The sequence below is a fragment of the Salinibacterium sp. UTAS2018 genome, assembly GCF_004118935.1.
Lineage (GTDB): Bacteria > Actinomycetota > Actinomycetes > Actinomycetales > Microbacteriaceae > Rhodoglobus.
In genome coordinates, this window is sequence record NZ_CP035375.1 from 922,410 (window position 1) to 942,353 (window position 19,944).

The window sequence follows — 19,944 nt, forward strand, 5'->3', positions numbered from 1 at the left end:
CGGCCCGAACACGGGCAGCCAGGAACGCGGGCACCCCCGCCTGCGCATGCGCCAAATTCCCTTCACGGTTAACCCGGATGCGTGGATCGCGGCATATCCGTTGGGATACAGGGGGGTCGAGATGTCGTCTCGCGGAAACAGCCCGCCGACGTGATTGAAGAGGTTCTCGATCTGCGCGGTCTTCCGGACACAGTGCTGCTCTCGGACGAGCTCACCGAGATTTAGGAGTTCTGATCGATGGGCGCCTTCATTCGGGAGTCGCGTCATCCTTCACGTTCCCTCGTAGCAACCCGGTCTGTCTGGGGTCTGGCGCGTCCGGGCCGCGGCGCGGGCGTTGGTGTTCAGTGTCTCCCCCGCCGACTTGGTTGCTGCGTTCGGTGAGCGCGACGAGCGCTAGGTGCCGGTCGGCGGTCCAGCAAATCAGCTTGCCTTTGTGGTCCTTGTTGCGGCCGAGGATGCCAGCTTCTGCGAGTTGCACGAGTGCTCGGTGCGCCGCGGCGGGAGAAACTTGGTGCCGCGCTGCGACCGTTTCGATCGTGAGAACTGGCTCCGTAGCTAGCGCGTCGAGAATGCGCAGAACGACGGCATCGCGGCGGGGCGTTGCCGGCGAGACACCTTCGGCTTGTCGATATCGCACCAGCGCGTTCCGGATTTCATCATCGACCGCCGCGATGTCGTCGGAGAGCCGCACTGCATTTGCTGCGGCGAGCTCGGCGGCGTTAGCGAATGCGATGATCCAGTCATCCAGGCGTGGTGGATCTTCTCGGAACGCGGTGAGCCCGGCTACATAGTCGTTGACGTCGCCGGCGAAGACAGTGCTGATGGGGATGAGGGTGTTTCTGAGAGCATCCGTGCGGCGAAGAACGGTGTGGATGAGGGCACGCCCGGTTCGGCCATTGCCGTCAATAAAGGGGTGGATGGTTTCGAATTGCGCATGGGCGATCGCCGCGCGCACCACAGGGTTTCCGTGGGTTGCGGTCACGAAACGACTGAGATCGTCGACGAGCCGTCGCACTTCGGATTCCGGCGGGGGCACGAAGTCGGCGCGGAGCGGACTCCAGCCGGATCCGCCCACCCAGTTTTGTTCGGTACGCAATCCCGCATCCAGCCCGGGTTCGATCACGTGCTGCAGCTGTTCAAGGTCAGCCGTCGTGACGGGGCGTTCTCGGTCGGCGAGGGAGGCGATTGCTTCTTCCGTGGCGCGAACGTTGGCCACAACATCCAAGGCAACACGAGTGCCGTGCTGAAGTAACTCTGCGATCGCAAGCTTCTTGGGGGTGATCCGGTTGCCTTCGATCCAGGATGAGGAGATGCTCTCGGAGCGGATCAGCAGGTGGTTGAGGTACCCGCCACGAGCACCGATTCTCTCGTCGGCGCGGGCGAGCACCGCGAGCGCATCCTCTGCCGCTTGCTGCGCTTCTTGGCCGAGTTGAGGAAGCTGCTCCCCCAGTTCGCCGGGCACGTACGCGCGGTAGCGGCCGGGCGCTCGGTCTTTGCGACTGAGGTGTGCGGCATCCTGAGGGTTCCAGCGCAGGTCGACGGAGAAGGCCATGAGAACTGCTCCTAATGTGGGTGGCTGGTGCGCTAAATCAACTTTAGCCGCTTTAAAGGTGATATTAGATGTTCGCCGTCACGTTCGTGATTTCTGCGTTCGGCCGCGGCGTTCGTCAGCGTTTCAGCTTCACGCACACTTCAAGGGTTACCGTGAAGGCATGGAGATCACGCTGCAATACTTCGAGGGCTGCCCCAACTGGAAGGTTGCCGACCAGCACATCACCGAACTCGTACAAGAGTTCCCGGAGATCACGGTGTCGCGACACCTGGTCGACACGGTTGAAGAAGCTGAGCGCGTGGGGTTCCGCGGGTCGCCGAGCATCCTCTTCGATGGCGTGGATCCCTTTGCCCAGCCGGATGCCCCGGTCGGGCTCGCCTGCCGCCGTTACATCACCCCGGATGGCTTTGCCGGCGCGCCCACTGTCGACCAGTTGCGAGAGAAGCTGCGGAGTTCGTAGCCGCTACGTTGGCATGCGATTCCCAAACATATGCGACTGGTTTTCCGACTAACGCTTTGGTGAAATGATCGGAGCAGCAAGGGTTCTGGTCGACAAGAGCACCGACCGCACCGTAGGCGACTACCTTCTCAGCCACGAATATGCCGAACTCGCGAACACGATCGCACTCCATATGAAGAACGGCCTCACCACACGCCATACTGGGCCCATGTATTCACGATCTGATGGCACTGAAGTTGCCGCTGCCGAGACGCTAGCGCTGTGGGCACCTGTGGCTTACGAGACACTCAAAGAAGTTGCCCAGCAATACAACGGCACGATTACCTACAAGAAACTCGCGCTGCTCTTGCAAAGCAGAACGGGCATCAAAACTGATCAGCTAATCAAATATTGGATTGGCGATGTTCTTGAGATCGCAGCGCAACGTGCAGCTGAAGCTGAAGAGCCGCCGCTGACATCGCTCTGCATCCGTGCCGACGGGTCCATGGGGCCAGGGTACGAGGGGGCGCCTCGGTTCAGAGCAGAAAGCACAGCTTCGGATGTTGACGATTTGGCTGCCGAGCACAGGCTGCTCTGCTACAAGCGTTACGCCAAAGATCTGCCGGAAGATGGCGGACAGCCGACGCTCACCCCGCAGGTTACAGTCCGGCGCCGCAATAGCCTCCTACCCAGTGCCGACGCTGTCTGGCTCGAAGATCTAATCAAGTACGGCCGTCTATCGGTGAACGACCTCGTTCCGTTTAGCACCCACGTACAAGTTGCGAAGCTCTTCGGCCATAATTTCAAAGGCCACCAAAGAGCGACGATACGGCTCGATGACACCACAGAAGTCTGGTTCCCGAAGATGTACGAGAACAAGGACTGGGCCAACACAATCTCCCCCAGCGGCGACACGATCACCATGGTTCCTGTTCTCGGGGGCGAGTACGCAGATGTGATGGAGTCGAAGCAACTTCGGGAATATGTATTCACCTTCGGCCACATGAAGTCCCGACCAGGCCCCAACTATTACGCGTTCCTTGGAGTTTTCAAGGGTGAGTCAGAATTTTCAGATAACACTAAATGGGTACATCGACGCGTAGCGGACACCATTCACTTCGACGGTAACGGCTGGTTCAGCTTTGAGCCCACAATTGTTCGCGGTGTCCTAAACGACCAGCTCGCCGAGGCTGCAGCCGCTGACCCGAAGCTGACTGCTGCGATTCAAAGAGACTTCGATAATGGGGTGTATCGCGTTGAGGATCAGACTGGAACGACCAAGGTACGCGGGAGTGCCCAGCGTGTCTTCTCAAAGGCCGTGAAGTCTAACTACGGCGGAGAATGCGCCGTCACGGGCATCAGGACGCCCGCGTTCTTGGTGGCGTCCCATATCGTTCCATGGAGCGATGATAAGAAGATTCGCACCGACCCCACCAACGGCATCTGCCTATCGACCTTTGTCGATCGCGCCTTTGACTCGGGCTTCCTCGAAATTACTCCCAACGGGCGCACTTTGGTCCGCTGGGGCAAAGTCAAGAACGACCCGATCCTCAAAGCCGAGCTGAGAAAGATCGATGACGTGGAAATAGCTAAACCTGCAGTGAGTGAACCTGACCCTGCGAAGCTAGCGCGACGAATTGAGCTTGGGTACTGAACGAATAGCAAGTCCGAAACCTGTTCAGTTGCTTGGGGCAATCCTCCGACTACGCCTCCTTGTCTACTCAAATTGCTCCCAGGGGCGCACTAATTTCCAGTGTGGAGACCTCTTGCTTCAACCTCGTTTTGAAGTGTCAACGAGACGCCCCGCTTCTCAACGTGGTGCAGGTCTTAAAGACCGCGCTCGATAGCCATCGACTTAGTGATTCTCGGCGCGAAGCCCTTTGCCACACACACACACACACACACACACACACACACACACCAGCCTGGACTCGTCCGACTGAGCCATCCAGCGTCTTCTGGTATTGGGTGCCGTTCGCGTTAGTGTCGTCAGTTGTGATCGAGGATGACTCCCGTATCCGGTAGCGTCGGGGTATGCCCTTCGCCGCCACTGTAGTCCGCGTGATGATTGCCTCCCCGTCCGATGTACCTGAGGCTCGCAATGCCGTTGAGAAAGCCGTCCACGGCTGGAACGATGCGAATGCTGCCAAGAAGGGAGTGATACTTCACCCGTGGCGTTGGGAAACGTCAGCCGTCCCTGTGCTTGGAGGCCATCCCCAGGCGCTCATCAATGCGCAAGGACTCGATAGCGCGGACGTAGTGATTGCCCTGTTCGGGAGTCGCCTAGGATCACCTACGGCCGACGCCGTATCCGGCACGGTCGAGGAGATCGGCAAGGCTTCGGACGGCGGCAAACCCGTTCACGTTTATTTCTCGACCGAACCGCTCCCGTATGACGTCGATACGAAACAGCTTGAAGGCCTGCGTGTCTTCAAAGAGCAGATTCAGACAGCCGGGTTATATGGCGAGTTCAGCAATCCCAGCCAGTTGGAACACGAGGTTTGGAAGGCGATAGAGCACGACCTCGCATCGATGGCACTCGACGGTCCGGTCGCAGCGGCGACAGCCAAGCCCTCAGTAGAGTTCGAGGTTCAGCCCGGGTCAGAGGCGTACGTCAAGTACAACTCGAAGGGGGTGCCGAAGAATGCCACACGTCGATGGATCGATGTCACAAACGTCGGGACTACCGACGCCGAAGGCGTGACGTTCCAAACCGCTGGCGAACACGGCGGGTTCTGGATCGGTGCCGACGACGAGCCCACGATCGTTCACAAGGGTCAGACGCGCCGCATTGGGATCGAACTAATGCTGGTCGCAGGAGCTCAACGAATCGTGCGCGTCACCTGGGTTGAAGACGGTGAAGAGAAGTCGAAAGACTTCCACATCTAGCTCAAAACCCCACGAACGAACGGTGGCCCTTCGGGAGCAGTCTCGGCTTCCGGTTCCCAAGAGCAGAGCAGAAACACCAAAGCCCGCCATGTCTGACACGTGAGTTGCAGAAAAAAACGGCAGCGTCTATATGGCACCGTGTCACCCTCCAGCAGATCCTTCAGCGGGCATGTTCCTACTCTGCACGCTCGATGGTGCACTGATCCAGCAAATGCGCCAGAAAGCTGTAGGCTGCAAGACGCTCCATCGCTTGCTGCTCGGTGAATTCGTCGCGAGTGTGAGTGGTCACGTTTCGCACTGTGAGGTTTAGTCCGGTGGCCAAGCCGTTCGATGCCTCCGCAAGTGGTTCGAGGCCTCCGCGCATGCTCTTGACGGTCTTGTCATCAGCGCTGCCCGGCCAGGTCAGCTTCGGTTTGCCACAGGTGGGCGCGCCCGGCGACAAGCTCTGCTGCCAGAACACGGTGTCATCTACATCATTGCGCTTCAGCTTCGTTTTCCAGTGGACCGTCAGACCTTCCGCCGATTCCCTTACTGCTACCCGGTACTGATGGGCCGTCCAATGCGCTGCCGCACCTGACCAAACGACAGGATGAAGCTGAGCGGGAGCGAAGCTTGGCAGGCTTGAATCCGCTGAGGCGCGCGCATCGATGAGCATTGCTTCCAATCGACCTTTTATATTCGCGGCTGCCATCCGAATATCGCGAGGCGCGAGCGGAGCCTTTGGTGAGGACATCAACGACCAGTTAGAAATTGGGTCGATGAGGCCGAATCCAGCAACTGCAATGTATGCACCGGTCACCGCAACTGCCCGAGCAGCCAATCCTGCGGCTTCTGCGACGTCCAGTTCGAGGCTGCGCACGAGGCCGGGATCTTGGTTGTCTTTTGTCCAAACGGTTGGGAGAAGACCTCGTGAAGACATGTGGTTAGATTCCTGTTGAGTTTTCATCCACGTGTCAAAGGCGGTTTCAAAACACTGGACGGCTTCGCGTGGCCGCCGTAGGTAATCCTCGCCGTACTCGCTCAACGTCGCCCCCTCCCCATAAGTGATCGCGCGGCTGGACACGCGATCCTTGATCGACTCAGCCTATGGCGGAAGTGACCGTTAGGTATCCATCGGAAGCCGATTATCTAACGCACCCAGGCCATTCCGAGCGATTACGCAAACACCGTCACCTTTGCGGGCAGGGGGGGTAAATTACCGAGTCGCTGAAAACAAGTGGTCTTACACCCAGACTAAAAAAGGACAGGAAGCGGCGAGGGCAAAAACCGAGGTGCGGCGCTGCTCAGCAATTGAGACGGCGGGCTCTTGCTCATCCCGAGTCATGCCCTGGCGTGTGAGGTCCTGTCCGAAATGGCGCACATTGGGACTTGGCACGAGAACCTCTTGGTTGGCTTCTAGAGCCGTTTTAGCTCCAGCACACATGCCACTAAAGTCCCGAATCGGATGGGATTTGGGGTGCTGGAGATTCAAGACACTCTCAGAGATGAGTCGGGTCGCAGGAGGTCGACTGCACGCTGAAGCTCTTAGAGTTTTCGTATGGCCCGCACTGGCTAGGTTGAAAGCCGATATGGTCGACTGAGTGCCAGCGGACCTCCAACGAAATTTGGCACCAAAGTATTCGACGACGACCTATCGGAAGAGACCATTGTGGATGGCTTCGAACTCATAGCATCACTGGTCAAGAGCCTCGCCTGGCCCGCAACAGTGATGGCCATTGCCCTCCTCTTCAGGCGACCCATCGTTAAGGTCATTGACCGGATGGCTAAGCGAGTCTGAAAAATGACCGAAGTGCGCGCGTGGAAGGTCCGTGCGAAGTTCGCCCAGAAGACCTCTCAAATCAATCAGGAAATCGCGGACGAAGCATCGACCATCGATCCTCCCATTCCGTCTAGCGACGTCCCCGTCTATTCGGGCGAAACACCACGAGAAATCGTCATGCTCGCGTGGCTGAAATTCGAAGAAGGCCTTGCTAAGGCGGCAGAGTTCGCAGGTATGACGTCTGGCGGTGGCCCTGTCTTCTCGCGTGCTAAGCGATTCCTTCCCCCCGACGTCCAGAAGCGTGTACGCGACTTGCAGAAGCTCAGAAACGAAGCGGTTCATATGAGAGATTTTTCTGTGTCCACTGAGAGTGCACTCGACTACGCAAGAGCGGCAAGCAAGCTTGGAGCGATAATCCGCCATCCAGCAATCCTCATGGGCATGAAAAACCGGTACCAAGAGAGTGAGGCCTCGAAGAGCTGAGATCGCAGTCGGAAGTTCAACTGCGAATCGATGAGTGCGTGGGCCGGACGTGGACCCCGGATTGCGTTGGAGGCGATCCGATGACTGGATCGATCGGCACTTCTGTCGACGGGGTTGCCCTAACTGCACAACCCTGAAGAGATTTGCGATCAGGTGTGTTCCCACAACAAGCTCTTCCGCTCGACAGTCTCGCATCCCTACAGATTCGAGACGTCTTGTAGGTGCCTCACCGCCGTCCCCACTCACTCCTGATTCTCCGCGGCGCATAATTCAGAATGAGTTCTCATATCTATGTGTCCCGACCATCTGATCAAATCAGTAGACATATCAATAGTTATGAGGCACCTCTGCCCAAAGCACGAAACTGATCGGCTTTGCCCAAGTTTCAATACGAACGCAGCTGACCGAGCGTCACGACCGTAGTTCTCCCAAGCACTAGATTCGCTTCACCCCTCGCGCAACCCCGCCCGCGCAACCACGCACTCCGCGTGCCGCAGGATGGGTCCGTCGACCATGCGGCCCTCGAAGCTGAACACTCCGGGCTGCGATTCCGCGGCGGCGAGAAGTGCTCGGGCTGACGCAATTTGTTCGACCGTGGGCGCATAACTTTCGCGCACAATGGCGACCTGAGAGGGATGGATGCAGGCCGTTGCCGTGAACCCGAGTGCTGCGGCATCCCGAGCCTCAGCAGCCAGACCATCAGCGTCGGCAACGTCGAGATGCACTGCGTCGATCATAGCCTTTGAGTAGGCACCCGCCGCGAGCAACACCGACGAACGAGCATGCAGCGCGACACCACGGTAGACCCCCACCCGCAAGCCCCCCCCCCCCCCAAATCATCGTGGCTCGGGCCACCACCCCAGGTCGAACGACATCGTCGGATCCCTGCCTTCTTTCGATGTACATTGCCAATGCGCATAAGGCAGCGGGACCCACCTAGTCGAATAAGTTCCACCCCCCGCCAATGTTTGCGAGCACGCACGGTCAGCTGCCTCGGCGCGTAGAACCGGAACGAAGGCGTAGAAACTCCAGAGCACAAGCAGTATTATCACGGAGGTCAGCCATCGTCGCACAAGCGAAGTTGTGGGTTTACGAGACATCGTGTGGCCTTTCGGTTGACTGGCGGTCTTCGCCCTCGGTTTCTGCAAGCTTCACAACCGAATGAGCGATCTATGGACTCCAAACACCCGGCAGCGTGATACTCCACGCGTACTGGATCACGGACTCATCCGCGAAAATGCACCAGGCTGGACCAGATGGGCAGCCCCACGTATAGTGGCCCCGTTGCCAGACGATTTTTGCAGTATCCGACGAATAATTGCCGTTGGACATCCGGAAGTACACGTTGTAGTTCGTGCTCGCAGCGACCGTTGCGGTATTCGACGATCCCACTGTATAGACTCGCTCGTCACTTCCGTCGAATGCGTTCGTATCCCAGTAACCATTAGGCATAGTGGTCGACCATGCAAGCATCGTTTGCGAGAAGTAGTTCCGGGCGTCGTAGTTATACGTAACGAAATCGGGCTCGAACGTGGAACTGCCGGTGCATCTCAGCGCTGACAAGCCGCTACCAGTCCACTGGAAGTTGAGGCTGTTGTAGCGGCCTCCAGCGGCACTATTAGCACTCGATGAACTGCTGTAAAAGGGGTGCCATCTGCCACAGGCTGCTGCTGCAATGTCCCCCTCCTCCTTCATTGAATGTGTATCGACCGGATCCGCTACAAGCCCTGGAATCTTCAAATCTGCAGGAGTCCCGGACACAACGACCTTGTCGAAGACAGCACCTCGCGTCGCCAGCTCTGCTCGGGCGGCTGCGATCAATTCTGGCATCGGGTCAACTACCGCTGGATCGGATATCGAGTTTTCTCGTGACAGCGCTGCGGCATCCTCAAGATCCTGAAGCGTTGCCGCGATCTCGGCAATCGGATCTGCAGGCACGCCTCCATCTTGGCTCGGCAACCCGATCGTTAGAGTCTGTCCAGCTGCCGTATAGAGAGATCGGGTTTCAACCAAGTAAAGGTCGTTACTTCGGACCTGTGCCGCTAGGTCGCTCGCCGTAGCCCCGTTGACCCCCATATCGAAGGTAACAACGTCGTTTCCGTTATCCCCAACCGACGCAGGCTCGTCGGGAGCCGCTGAGATGGGGGAACTCGACGCATAGGCACTTACGCCGCCAGCAGAGGAGAGCAACAGCGCACCCACCGAGGCAATAAGCAACCTGGATACGCTTCCTTGTTTGGGTTTCGTCACGATAGTCCTTTCTGTGCCCGAGCTCGATATCAGCTCTGGCCCGATATCAAGCGTCCGCGGTTAATCCCGCGCTAAAATTGAGTGCGGAGTCATAACGATACGGAGAGGCATATCCTCCGGACAATGCTTCTTTAGTCACATTGTTTGAGACCAAACTGAAGCGCGCAACGGGCCGGCCCGAAACGAGTTCCGGATGTAAGCTGATGGACCGACGCCCCTTCTGTGCCGCAGTTTGGGCAAGGTCCGGTGCAGCGAGTACACGAATTCGGAAGTAGGTGGATACTTGCCTTCAAGAAAATCGGATGTCCCAGAGCCGCTTGCTGAGGTGCGGCCCGCAGAAAGCGTGGGCATTCACGCTGAACTTCCGTTCGCGCCTATCCTTGAAGCAGTACGTGAGGACCTCACCACAAGAGGCAGCAAGCTCGTTCACGAAGGCGAACTAGATCTAGTCTTTGTAGAACACGCTCATGCGATTTTAGTAGAATCGATGTCGGCAGTGCTCGACGAATCGTATGCCTTCCCGTCGCCGTCCGTGGACTACGACGAGAAGCAAAATCTCCAGCTAACAGGCGAAATTCGAGCTCAGCAAGGCCTCCACCCCGCAGAAAGCCTTATGGCCGCTGAGATTCTGTTTGATCACGCATTGCCCGCGCTCGTTTCCTACTCCGAAGCTCGAAATGGTGCGGACGCTATTACTGTTTCAGTAGCACGCGCTTTGCATCATGCAATCTGGAGGCGGTTTCCCCCCGGTGCCATCGCCTATGCCGAGACACTCCGGCAGCGACTCTTCGCCGCTGACTTTGAAGTACGGAGGAGAGTCTCTCGAGAGCTTCATGATCGAGTGGCTCATGCTATATCCGCGGGCATGAACAGGATCGACGTGAGTCGCTTTGGTAATGCCCTCGAGGCTCAAACTCATCTCGATGTGGCTCGGCAAGTCCTTTCGGAAGCTCTTCGTGATGTACAAGACATCGCGGTGGAATTGCGTCAACTCGTCGGCGATCGCCCGCTTACCGACGTCATACGTGACTATAGTTCGGACATTTCAGACCTCTCCCCAGCAATCGAGTTGAAGAGTTCTGGCGTGGCGGTGGACTTACCTTCCTCGGTGAGCGAGGAGGTGTTTACTGTCGTACGTGAAGCGCTCCGAAATGCTCGGACTCATGCGCACCACTCGGGCAAGATCCGTCTCTCCCTAGCTTGGGAAGCGGAATGCGTGACCATAGTTATCGAAGACAGTGGACCCGGTTTCAATTTCGATGAGATCTCAACGGAATCCATCGGACTGCGAGATATGCACGAGCGAGCCGCGGCGATAGGTGGGCAACTCCAAGTTGATTCCGATCCGATGAAAGGTACTAGGGTGCGACTAACCGCTCCCACCTTCGGTAGTACGGCCTATGGTTGAGGAATTCGTGCGGGTGGTGATTGTAGATGACCATGACCTCTTTCGTGAAGGGCTCGTAGTGCTCCTTCGCCGATCTTCCCAGATCCAAGTCGTTGCCGAAGCCCGCACGAGCGAAGAAGCGCTAAGGCTATCTGTTCTACATCGCCCAGATGTCCTGCTTCTAGACGTTGAGTTACATGATGATCCCGCACGTACGACAATAAGGAGAGTGCGTCGTTCCGCTCCAAATACCTCGATCATCATACTCACAATGTGCCGCGACTCGGTCCTTCAGAGAGACCTCCTCAGCGCTGGAGCGAGTTCTTTCCTAACTAAAAGCATTCAGAGCGCGGAGCTTATTCGGGAAATCTGTGACCATGCCGCGCATGACAAGCTTCAGACGGCTCCGAAAGATTATTGTTCCGATCGTTGCGACGATTACGGAATTCTGACCGAGCGTGAGTCTGAAGTCCTACGGCTCATTGCTCAAGCCCATTCGAACAGATCGATCGCCGAGCGACTCTCCATCACGGAAGGGACGGTTAAGCGACACGCTGGGAGCATTTACCGCAAACTTGGTGCACGCTCTCGCATGGAAGCAGTTTCCAAAGCCAACCGTCTTGGTTTACTTCAGACCGAGATTGTGGCACCGCTCAACGCCTGATTATGCTTCGCAGAATCGAATCGATGTACGAGATGCACTCGGGTTATCGCGACGTATCGCGCAAACATGCTGTTCGATTCCTACAAGGTACTACACAGATTTCAGTCACCGGTGCCTCGCCCATTGGGCCCGCTGAGTTATTGAGTCGATGAGTGATCGGGACAACCCTCCCGCAACCCCGCCCGAGCAACCACGCACTCCGCATGCCGCAGGATGGGCCCGTCGACCATGCGACCTTCGAAGCTGAAGACTCCGGGCTGCGATTCCGCGGCGGCGAGAAGTGCTCGGGCTGAGGCGATTTGCTCGACCGTGGGCGCATAACTTTCGCGCACAATGGCGACTTGAGAGGGATGAATGCAGGCCGTTGCCGTGAACCCGAGCGCAGCGGCATCCCGAGCCTCAGCAGCCAGACCATCGGTGTCAGCAATGTCGAGATGCACCGCGTCGATCACGGCCTTTGAGTAAGCACCGGCCGCGAGCAGCACCGACGAGCGCGCATGCAGCGCGACACCACGGTAGGGGCCGGAATCTTCGCGCGACGAGGAGCCGCCGAGCGAGGCCACCAGATCTTCAGCACCCCACATGAGGGCAACCACGCAGTCCAACGCCGCCAAGCTTGTGGCCGCCAGCACACCCCGTGCCGTCTCGCACAGGGCGATCACGTCGAGGTCAGTGAGCGTATCGAAGTCAGCAACCGACTCCGACTTGGAGAGCATCACCGTGCGGTACTCCGTCTGCTCCAACGCCTCGAGGTCACTGTCGTGATCCTCCGTGCCGGCCGGATTCAGTCGCACAATCGTGCGGGCCGGATCCATCGGGTTCGCGATCAGGGCAGCGCGGGCCGCAGCCTTGTCGACACTGGCCACGGCATCCTCAAGGTCGATGATGATGGCATCCGCGCGTTCCAGCGCTTTGGCATAGCGGTCGGGGCGATCGCCCGGAACGAACAGAATCGACGGCCCTAAAGTGAAGCTCACGGTGCGCCCTCCTCAGTCCAGACCATCACCGAGCGGGTCGCCACAGCCACCACGACACCGTCCTGGTTCTTGGCCGTGTGTCGCAACGAAATGATTCCCTGGCCGGGGCGAGACTTCGAGAGCCGCTTCTCCAGCACCTCGCTCTCGGAATACATCGTGTCGCCGTGATACAGCGGATGCGGAAAGTTGACCTCTGTGAACCCCAAGTTGGCCACAATCGTGCCCTGCGTCAGCTGAGCCACGGATGCCCCCACCATCGTCGAGAGCGTGAACATCGAGTTCACCAAACGCTGCCCAAAAGGCTGCTGCTCTGACCACGCAGCATCCAAGTGCAGCGACTGGGTGTTCATCGTCATCGTCGTGAAGAGAACGTTGTCGGCCTCGGTGACGGTGCGGCCGGGCGCGTGCAGATAGACCGCACCCTCCTCGAACTCGTCGAACCAGAGACCGCGCTGCTGAATACGTTTGCCGGTCATAGGGTCGCGAACCCCAGCTCACGAGCAATGACCATCATCTGCACCTCAGTGGTGCCCTCACCGAGCTCCAACACCTTCGAGTCGCGGTAGTGGCGGGCGACAGGGTTCTCGTTCATGAAGCCATAGCCCCCAAAGATTTGGGTGGCATCCCGAGCGTTATCCATGGCCGCCTCGCTGCTGATCATTTTCGCCAAGCTCGCCTCCATCTTGAAAGGAACTCCGGCAACCAGTTTGCGGGCTGCGTCGTAGGTTGCCAAGCGTGCCGAGTGAACTCGGGCCTGCATCCGCGCAATCTTGAACGCAATGTGCTGGTTCGAGCCGATCGAACGGCCGAAGACGTGACGCTCGTTGGCGTACCGGATCGACTCCTCCAGGCACCCCTGGGCCGCACCCGTGCAGAGTGCCGAGAACGCGACGCGGCCCTCATCCAGAGCCTCAATGAAGTTCGCGAAACCACGGCCGCGCTCCCCCATCAGGTTCGCTTCGGGAACCCGCACGTTGTCGAACGACAGCGGATGCGTGTCGGAGGTGTGCCAGCCGACCTTGTCGTAGGGCGGGTGCACCGTGAAGCCCGGCGTACCGTTCGGAACGAGGATGGCGCTCAGCTCAGGCCGGCCATTCTCGCGACGACCCGTGACCGCCGTGACCGTCACAACCTTCGTGATCTCGCTGCCCGAGTTAGTGATGAACTGCTTCGTGCCATTGATGACCCATTCGCCATCGACGAGTTCGGCAGTGGTCTTGGTTCCCGCAGCATCGGAGCCAGCGTCCGCCTCAGTCAGACCGAAACCCGCGAGAGCTTCACCGCGCGCGAGCATCGGAACCCACTGCTGCTTCTGCTCTTCGCTACCGTGCTTGAAGATCGGCATTGCGCCAAGGCCGATGCCAGCCTCGAGGGTCACCGCGATCGACTGGTCGACCCGAGCGAGCTGCTCAATCGCGATGCACAGCGAAACATAGTCCTTGCCCTGCCCGCCGAACTCCTTGGGGAACGGCAAACCGAAGAGCCCCATCTCGCCCATCTGAGCGATGATGCCGTAGGGCAGTTCACGCTTCGTGTCGTACTCATACGCTGCCGGAGCAACAACCTTGTCCGCGAAATCGCGCACGTCAGCGCTCAACTTCAGCTGCTCATCGGTGAGGCCGAGGTGGGTGATTTCGCCGCGGGTAGCGTCGTGACTCATGAGATTTCTCCTTCAGTGCTCGCTTGTGGCGATTCGATTCGGGCAACGATCTGATCGCGGGTGACCAGATCGCCAGGCTTCAAGCTGATGTCGACAACCCCATCGAGGGTCGCGACAACGGGGTGTTCCATCTTCATGGCTTCAATCGTGAGCACCGTCTGACCGGCGGTCACCGAGTCTCCGTGCGCGACGGCGACCGCGACGACGGTGCCGGGCATGGGTGAACGAAGTTCGGGATCGATGACGCCGGCCACTCTCGCTAGCGTGGCACGGTGGGCCGCCAGCGACTCGGCGCGGGACTGCGAAGTGAGAGCCCAGGAAGTGCCCTCCTGCGCGATCCACACCGTGGCGTTCACCGTTTCGATCGTGAGGCGGATGCTCTGCGCGCCCCACTCGATGCCGGTGCTCGTCAGGCGAGCCGGGGTGGTGGTGCCGTCAATCGTGATTTCCGCTGCGTCGGGCGGGCCGGCAACCAGAACCTCGTGCACCTGCCCCGCACTCGCAAGACGGTAGCGGGCCGGGCGATGGTTTCCCACGCGCCAACCGGAGGGGCGTTGCCAGGGTGAGCCAGGCATCCAACGCTCGGAATGGATGCTCAGAGCTGCCGCTGCGAGCACCGCCGGAGTCGGGGCGGCAAACTCGATCTCGGCCAGAGCTCGCTCGATGAGGCCCGTGTCGAGGTCGCCCGCGCGCACGTCAGCGCGGTTGAGGAGGGCTCGCAAGAATTCGATGTTGGTCGTGACGCCCAGAATGACGGTGTCGGCGAGAGCACGGTCGAGTTTCGTGAGGGCTTCATCGCGCGTTGCCGCGTGCGAAATGACCTTCGCGAGCATGGGGTCGTAGTTGGCGGAGACGGTGCCGCCCTCGACTAGGGAACTGTCGACGCGCACATCGTTCGCTTCGTGAAGCGCGACGATTTGGCCGGCGGAGGGCAAGAAGTCGTTGGCGGGATCTTCGGAATAGATGCGCGCCTCGACCGAGTGACCGGTGAGCGTCGGCGACTCCACCGTGAGCCTCTCGCCGGCAGCGATGCGTACTTGCCACTCCACGAGGTCGATGCCGGTGACCATTTCGGTGACGGGATGCTCCACTTGCAGCCGAGTGTTCATCTCCATGAAGAAGAACTCGTCGGGGGCGTTGTCGGAGACGAGGAACTCGACGGTTCCCGCGCCGACGTAGTTCACGCTGCGCGCGACCTCGCAGGCCGCTTCACCGATGCGCTGGCGCGTAGCCTCATCGAGCAGGGGCGATGGCGCTTCTTCGATAATCTTCTGGTGGCGACGCTGCAGCGAACACTCACGCTCGCCCAAGTGAATCGTGGTGCCGTGGCTATCGGCCAGCACCTGCACCTCAATGTGGCGAGGCTTCTCGACGAGGCGCTCAAGGAAGAGAGTGTCATCGCCGAATGCGGCACTGGCCACGCGACGAGCAGAGTCGAGTGCACCCGCAACGGCATCGGGGTCGCGCACGATCGTCATGCCCTTGCCACCGCCACCGGCAGACGGCTTGATCAGCAGCGGGAACCCGACCTCAGCGGCAGCAGCGACCAGATCATCGTTCGTCATGCCCGGCTCAGCGATGCCGGGGATCACGGCGACACCGCGCTCGGTCACGTGCTTCTTTGACGCGATCTTGTCGCCCATGATCTCGAGCGCTTCGACGCCGGGGCCGATGAAGGTGATTCCGGCGACGGCACAGGCCTCGGCCAGAGACGCATTTTCTGAGAGGAAGCCATAGCCAGGGTGGATCGCATCGGCGCTCATGCCCGAAACGGCATGGGCGGCAGCAACGATCGATTCGACCGAGAGATAACTGTCGATCAGCACCGCGGCATCCGCAACCCGAACGTGCTTCGCGTCGCGATCGTGCTCGGTGTACACCGCGATCGAACGGATGCCCATCGAGTGCAGGGTGCGCGTGATGCGGCAGGAAATTTCGCCACGATTGGCGACCAGAACAGCAGAGAACATCGCCATCACATCCGGAAGAGGCCGAAGCCCGGGTCGGGCAGCGGGGTGGCCGCGGCGATATCGAGGGCCATGCCGAGCACGTCTCTCGTGTCTTTGGGGTCAATGATTCCGTCATCCCAGAGGCGGGCTGTCGAATAGTAGGGGCTGCCCTGGCGTTCGTATTGTTCGCGGATGGGCTTCTCGAACTCGACCTTGTCATCGTCGGTGAAGGCGTCTTCGCCGAGCTGATCGCTGCGCACCGTGGAGAGCACGGCAGCAGCCTGCGGGCCGCCCATGACCGAGATGCGGGCGTTGGGCCACATCCACAAGAAACGCGGCGAATAGGAGCGACCACACATCGAGTAGTTGCCTGCCCCGAACGAGCCACCGATCACGACCGTGAACTTGGGAACGCGCGTCGTGGCGACCGCCGTCACCATCTTGGCGCCGTTCTTGGCGATGCCGCCGGCCTCATATTCCTTGCCGACCATGAAGCCAGAAATGTTCTGCAGGAACAGCAGCGGGATGCCGCGCTGGTCGCACAGTTCGATGAAGTGAGCGCCCTTGAGCGCCGATTCGCTGAACAGCACCCCGGCGTTGGCGACGATGCCGACAGGATGCCCGTGCAGCGTCGCGAAGCCGGTGATGAGGGTCGTGCCGTATTCCTTCTTGAACTCGTGAAACTCGCTGCCGTCAACGAGCCGCGCAATAACTTCGCGCACTTCGTAGGGGCTCTGCACGTCGGTCGGCACAACGCCGTAGAGCTCGTCGGGGTTCACGGCGGGCGGGCGCGAGGCGACAACATCCCACGCGGGAGCGGCAGGCTTGGGGATCGTCTTGATGATGTCCCGCACGATTTCGAGCGCGTGGCGGTCGTCATCGGCGAGGTGGTCGGTGACGCCCGACGTGCGCGCGTGCACGTCTCCCCCACCGAGTTCTTCGGCCGTGACGATCTCGCCAATGGCCGCCTTGACGAGCGGCGGGCCGCCCAAAAAGATCGTGCCCTGATTGCGCACGATGATCGTCTCGTCGCTCATCGCGGGAACGTACGCGCCACCCGCGGTGCACGAGCCCATGACCGAGGCGATCTGCGGGATTCCCGCCGCCGACAGCCGAGCCTGGTTGTAGAAGATGCGCCCGAAGTGGTCGCGGTCGGGAAAGACCTCGTCTTGCATCGGGAGAAAAGCACCGCCCGAGTCCACGAGGTAAACGCACGGCAGCTTGTTCTCGAACGCAATCTCTTGCGCCCGCAGATGCTTCTTGACGGTGAGGGGAAAGTAGGTGCCGCCCTTGACGGTCGCGTCGTTCGAGATCACGAGCACGGGGCGAGAGTGGATGAGGCCGATACCGGCAATAACGCCAGCGCCGGGAGCTTGGTCGTCGTAGATTCCATTCGCGGCGAGCGGGGCGATCTCAATGAAAGGGCTGCCCTCGTCGAGCAGTTCATCGACGCGATCACGAGGCAGCAGCTTGCCGCGGGAGACGTGGCGTTCGCGAGATTTCTCGGAGCCACCGAGGGCTGTCGTGGCGAGTCGTTCGCGCAATTGCTCGACAAGGCCGCGCATTGACTCTTCATTGGCCACAAACGTCGGGTGGGACGGTTGAGCGGCCGAGGAAATCTTCTCCATCGAACACCTTCGTTCAGTGCAGCTTGTGGCCACTTGGGTTAGTCACTACTAACTGAATTTAGGTTAGCGAGCATTAACCGAACTGTCTAGACTCAGAACATGAACGAGACGCCAACTCCGCGAAGCCAAGCGAAGGCCGACCGCCGCGAGGCGCTCCTCGACGCCGCCGCCAGCCTCTTCGCCGAGCGCGGCTTCACCCGCGTCTCGCTCGAAGAACTCGGTGCCGCCGCCGGCGTGAGCGGCCCCGCCGTCTACCGCCACTTCGACGGCAAACAAGACGTGCTCGCCGCGATATTGGTGGATGCCAGCTCCAGCCTGTGCGCCGGAGCCCAGACCGTGATCGAGCACGCCCCCACGGCACGCGCCGCGCTCGAAAACCTTGTTCAGTTTCATGTTGAATTTGCGCTTCGCAATGCCAACGTCATCCGCGTGCAGGATCGCGACCTCGACAGCCTCACCGACGACGACCGCCACGAGGTGCGCGCCCTGCAGCGCAGCTACGTCGAGCAGTGGGTTGCCACGCTCGCCCGCCTGCATCCGGATGCCGCGACCACCGAGTTGCGCACGCGCGCCCACGCCACCTTCGGGCTCATCAACTCCACTCCTCACAGCGGGCGCGCGGGCGCGACGCGTGACGTGCTCGAGCGGATGGCGTTGGCCGCCCTCGACGCCTAGCCGCGAGCACTTCGCATCCCGGCCTTCGCTGCGTCTTCCCCTGCACCGCCGCATTCTCGGTCTCTGGGTAAGCGCATAGGAGGCTCACCGGGTTACGGCAGAACTTGCCCATGACCTGCGCAGGGGCACCACAGCGTCCCGATAGAACCGACACGCAGGGTTGATTTCGTACACCGGAGATTCCGGATCGAACGAAATGGATCAACCATGAACAAGAAACTGATTACAGGAGCAGCGAGCGTAGTTCTCGCCTCGTGCGTTGGACTGGGCATTGCGTTGCCCGCGCAGGCTGACACCATCACCACCACGACTGCCGCCGCCTCAGAGAGCACAGCCGACAGCACGACGAATGACAGCGGATCGAACAGTGAGCGCGCCGGTCGCGGCCACGGCCGAGGCCTCGACGCTGCCGGCCTCGCCACCAAGCTTGATCTTGCCGAAGCGGATGTTTCTGCCGCGCTCACCACGCTGCGCAATAGTTCCGAGCGCCCCGAGCGCCTGGACTCCGACGCCACTGATGACGAACGAGCTGCTGCGAAGGACTCTCGTCGTGCCGCTCTCGTGACTACGCTCGCCACCGAACTCAACGTAGACGAAGAAACTCTCACCACCGCCCTCACTGAGCTTCGTACCGAGCATGAGGCCGAACGCGAAGCCAACCCCGGTGCCGGTAACGAAGACCGCGGCGATCGTGGCGCCCACGGTGACCGCGCGGACGGCAGCGGTGGTGATCACAGCGACAACAACGACGAGTAACCCCTAGCAACCCGACTACGGGCCCGCGACGACCTCGTCGCGGGCCCGTACCTCTGCGTGGGGCAAGGTCTGCAGCGCCAGCGCAGGGCTGAGCCGCACCTTCCGAGAGTCGAGAGTGCTAGCGCATTCTTGGTTTCTTCATTGCAAGCTCACAGGCTTTGCATGCGGGATCGATAGAAACCACGCGTACTCATGGAGAATGCGCAAAAAAAGGCTCGCTCGGCGACGGAAAATTACTACCACTACGACCACGGTGCTTGTCGCGCTCGGCGGCCTCACCCTTCTGGGTCTGCTCCGACTCTGCGTCAACTCCTCGCGCTCGTTGACTTAGGCACCGCGTGGGCGTGGGCCCGAACGGCTAGATCGCAGGGCCGAGCACGAAGGGCGCAGCACGCCGCCGACCCGCCGCCGTATGGCACCTCGTCGCCGATGCTGCAAAACTATCGGCCACACGCACTAACCGAGCAAAGGACGAAGCGCATGGGCGATACCCCTCCCGCCGCCAGCAACGCAAGCAGCGCCAGAAGTGCCAGAAGTGCCAGAAGCGACGGTTCGCGACCCCTCGTTGTGCGGATCGGGCGTGAAGAATTAGTGATTCGCCAACGCTACGAAGTCATCAGCATCGTTAACGACATCCTGATCGGCCTTCTCTTTCTTGTGGGCAGCATCTTCTTCTTTACGCCCGAACTCACCCACGCTGGAACCTGGCTCTTCGTTCTCGGCAGCGTCGAGATGCTGATTCGCCCTGCTATTCGCTTTTCGCGGCGCGTACACCTCGGTCGCTACTCATCACAGTCGGCGATGGAACCCGCCAGCAGCCGCGATTTCTAGCGGCAGCGCTCCCAGTCTGCGGTGACAGACGTACGCGCTGCGGGA

The 19,944-nt window shown here is 60.1% G+C and carries 17 protein-coding genes and 2 pseudogenes; 10 read left to right on the top strand and 9 right to left on the bottom strand.

From position 1 onward, the window contains the following. Position 1: 1 nt before the first annotated feature. Positions 2-91 (top strand): annotated as a pseudogene (locus ESZ53_RS14440) (globin); the annotation flags it as partial. Positions 92-247: 156 nt separating this feature from the next. On the opposite strand, the gene ESZ53_RS04360 reads toward ESZ53_RS14440, so the two are convergent. Next, positions 248-1,552 carry a Fic family protein gene (locus tag ESZ53_RS04360; protein ID WP_129071708.1) on the bottom strand — a complete coding sequence of 435 codons (1,305 nt, stop codon included), beginning with the start codon at positions 1,550-1,552 and terminating at the stop codon, positions 248-250. 160 nt (positions 1,553-1,712) lie between these two features. Between ESZ53_RS04360 and ESZ53_RS04365 the strand changes: the two genes are divergently transcribed. The 3 genes from ESZ53_RS04365 (at position 1,713) to ESZ53_RS04375 (ending at position 4,880) form a co-directional block, all read left to right on the top strand. Continuing rightward, positions 1,713-2,012: a thioredoxin family protein gene (locus ESZ53_RS04365; protein WP_129071709.1), complete on the top strand. Its 300-nt coding sequence runs from the start codon at positions 1,713-1,715 to the stop codon at positions 2,010-2,012. A 172-nt stretch (positions 2,013-2,184) separates the two neighbouring features. Then, a complete protein-coding gene (locus ESZ53_RS14390) occupies positions 2,185-3,645 on the top strand; it encodes an HNH endonuclease (RefSeq protein ID WP_210403835.1) in 1,461 nt (486 codons plus the stop codon). A 380-nt stretch (positions 3,646-4,025) separates the two neighbouring features. Next, positions 4,026-4,880: a DUF4062 domain-containing protein gene (locus tag ESZ53_RS04375; RefSeq protein ID WP_129071710.1), complete on the top strand. Its 855-nt coding sequence runs from the start codon at positions 4,026-4,028 to the stop codon at positions 4,878-4,880. Between the two features lie 175 nt (positions 4,881-5,055). Here ESZ53_RS04375 and ESZ53_RS04380 read toward each other — a convergent pair whose 3' ends face one another. Continuing rightward, positions 5,056-5,943: a TIGR02391 family protein gene (locus tag ESZ53_RS04380; RefSeq protein ID WP_246837380.1), complete on the bottom strand. Its 888-nt coding sequence runs from the start codon at positions 5,941-5,943 to the stop codon at positions 5,056-5,058. A 717-nt stretch (positions 5,944-6,660) separates the two neighbouring features. Here ESZ53_RS04380 and ESZ53_RS04385 point away from each other — a divergent pair. After that, the gene (locus tag ESZ53_RS04385; protein ID WP_129071711.1) at positions 6,661-7,122 is read left to right on the top strand and encodes a hypothetical protein; all 462 of its coding nucleotides are present in this window, start codon (positions 6,661-6,663) and stop codon (positions 7,120-7,122) included. A gap of 446 nt (positions 7,123-7,568) precedes the next feature. On the opposite strand, the pseudogene ESZ53_RS04390 reads toward ESZ53_RS04385, so the two are convergent. Continuing rightward, positions 7,569-7,937, bottom strand: a pseudogene (locus ESZ53_RS04390) (aldolase/citrate lyase family protein); the annotation flags it as partial. A 355-nt stretch (positions 7,938-8,292) separates the two neighbouring features. Beyond that, the gene (locus ESZ53_RS04395; protein ID WP_129071712.1) at positions 8,293-9,372 is read right to left on the bottom strand and encodes a hypothetical protein; all 1,080 of its coding nucleotides are present in this window, start codon (positions 9,370-9,372) and stop codon (positions 8,293-8,295) included. 283 nt (positions 9,373-9,655) lie between these two features. Between ESZ53_RS04395 and ESZ53_RS04400 the strand changes: the two genes are divergently transcribed. Further along, positions 9,656-10,780: a sensor histidine kinase gene (locus ESZ53_RS04400; RefSeq protein WP_129071713.1), complete on the top strand. Its 1,125-nt coding sequence runs from the start codon at positions 9,656-9,658 to the stop codon at positions 10,778-10,780. Beyond that, complete coding sequence (locus ESZ53_RS04405) at positions 10,773-11,423, top strand: response regulator transcription factor (RefSeq protein WP_129071714.1); 651 nt, start codon at positions 10,773-10,775, stop codon at positions 11,421-11,423. Before ESZ53_RS04400 ends, ESZ53_RS04405 begins: the two co-directional genes overlap by 8 nt. A 137-nt stretch (positions 11,424-11,560) precedes the next feature. On the opposite strand, the gene ESZ53_RS04410 is transcribed toward ESZ53_RS04405, so the two are convergent. Genes ESZ53_RS04410 through ESZ53_RS04430 form a run of 5 tightly spaced genes read right to left on the bottom strand, consistent with a single transcriptional unit; the run spans position 11,561 to position 17,637 of the window. Continuing rightward, the gene (locus tag ESZ53_RS04410) at positions 11,561-12,400 is read right to left on the bottom strand and encodes a CoA ester lyase (RefSeq protein WP_129071715.1); all 840 of its coding nucleotides are present in this window, start codon (positions 12,398-12,400) and stop codon (positions 11,561-11,563) included. Beyond that, a complete protein-coding gene (locus ESZ53_RS04415; RefSeq protein ID WP_100388689.1) occupies positions 12,397-12,876 on the bottom strand; it encodes a MaoC family dehydratase in 480 nt (159 codons plus the stop codon). Before ESZ53_RS04415 ends, ESZ53_RS04410 begins: the two co-directional genes overlap by 4 nt. Beyond that, positions 12,873-14,060, bottom strand: a complete 1,188-nt coding sequence (locus ESZ53_RS04420; RefSeq protein WP_010203098.1) for an acyl-CoA dehydrogenase family protein — start codon at positions 14,058-14,060, stop codon at positions 12,873-12,875. Before ESZ53_RS04420 ends, ESZ53_RS04415 begins: the two co-directional genes overlap by 4 nt. Next, positions 14,057-16,036 (bottom strand): biotin carboxylase N-terminal domain-containing protein, encoded by a 1,980-nt coding sequence (locus ESZ53_RS04425; RefSeq protein WP_129071716.1) that lies wholly within the window; start codon positions 16,034-16,036, stop codon positions 14,057-14,059. Before ESZ53_RS04425 ends, ESZ53_RS04420 begins: the two co-directional genes overlap by 4 nt. After that, positions 16,036-17,637, bottom strand: a complete 1,602-nt coding sequence (locus tag ESZ53_RS04430; RefSeq protein ID WP_129071717.1) for a carboxyl transferase domain-containing protein — start codon at positions 17,635-17,637, stop codon at positions 16,036-16,038. The genes ESZ53_RS04425 and ESZ53_RS04430 overlap by 1 nt, the downstream gene beginning before the upstream one ends. Positions 17,638-17,736: 99 nt before the next feature. Between ESZ53_RS04430 and ESZ53_RS04435 the strand changes: the two genes are divergently transcribed. The 3 genes from ESZ53_RS04435 (at position 17,737) to ESZ53_RS04445 (ending at position 19,899) form a co-directional block, all read left to right on the top strand. Continuing rightward, positions 17,737-18,312, top strand: coding sequence for a TetR/AcrR family transcriptional regulator (locus ESZ53_RS04435; RefSeq protein ID WP_129071718.1), 576 nt, complete (start codon positions 17,737-17,739; stop codon positions 18,310-18,312). Positions 18,313-18,519: 207 nt separating this feature from the next. Next, complete coding sequence (locus ESZ53_RS04440; RefSeq protein WP_129071719.1) at positions 18,520-19,068, top strand: hypothetical protein; 549 nt, start codon at positions 18,520-18,522, stop codon at positions 19,066-19,068. A gap of 480 nt (positions 19,069-19,548) precedes the next feature. Further along, positions 19,549-19,899, top strand: a complete 351-nt coding sequence (locus ESZ53_RS04445) for a YrhK family protein (protein ID WP_129071720.1) — start codon at positions 19,549-19,551, stop codon at positions 19,897-19,899. Positions 19,900-19,944: the final 45 nt, after the last annotated feature.

Excerpts from the sequence above, each read along its gene's own strand:
- ESZ53_RS04360 (WP_129071708.1), bottom strand. The coding sequence starts at position 1,552 with ATGGCCTTCTCCGTCGACCTGCGCTGGAACCCTCAGGATGCCGCACAC.
- ESZ53_RS04365 (WP_129071709.1), top strand. The coding sequence starts at position 1,713 with ATGGAGATCACGCTGCAATACTTCGAGGGCTGCCCCAACTGGAAGGTT.
- ESZ53_RS14390 (WP_210403835.1), top strand. The coding sequence starts at position 2,185 with ATGAAGAACGGCCTCACCACACGCCATACTGGGCCCATGTATTCACGA.
- ESZ53_RS04375 (WP_129071710.1), top strand. The coding sequence starts at position 4,026 with ATGCCCTTCGCCGCCACTGTAGTCCGCGTGATGATTGCCTCCCCGTCC.
- ESZ53_RS04385 (WP_129071711.1), top strand. The coding sequence starts at position 6,661 with ATGACCGAAGTGCGCGCGTGGAAGGTCCGTGCGAAGTTCGCCCAGAAG.
- ESZ53_RS04405 (WP_129071714.1), top strand. The coding sequence starts at position 10,773 with ATGGTTGAGGAATTCGTGCGGGTGGTGATTGTAGATGACCATGACCTC.
- ESZ53_RS04415 (WP_100388689.1), bottom strand. The coding sequence starts at position 12,876 with ATGACCGGCAAACGTATTCAGCAGCGCGGTCTCTGGTTCGACGAGTTC.
- ESZ53_RS04420 (WP_010203098.1), bottom strand. The coding sequence starts at position 14,060 with ATGAGTCACGACGCTACCCGCGGCGAAATCACCCACCTCGGCCTCACC.
- ESZ53_RS04425 (WP_129071716.1), bottom strand. The coding sequence starts at position 16,036 with ATGGCGATGTTCTCTGCTGTTCTGGTCGCCAATCGTGGCGAAATTTCC.
- ESZ53_RS04430 (WP_129071717.1), bottom strand. The coding sequence starts at position 17,637 with ATGGAGAAGATTTCCTCGGCCGCTCAACCGTCCCACCCGACGTTTGTG.
- ESZ53_RS04435 (WP_129071718.1), top strand. The coding sequence starts at position 17,737 with ATGAACGAGACGCCAACTCCGCGAAGCCAAGCGAAGGCCGACCGCCGC.
- ESZ53_RS04440 (WP_129071719.1), top strand. The coding sequence starts at position 18,520 with ATGAACAAGAAACTGATTACAGGAGCAGCGAGCGTAGTTCTCGCCTCG.
- ESZ53_RS04445 (WP_129071720.1), top strand. The coding sequence starts at position 19,549 with ATGGGCGATACCCCTCCCGCCGCCAGCAACGCAAGCAGCGCCAGAAGT.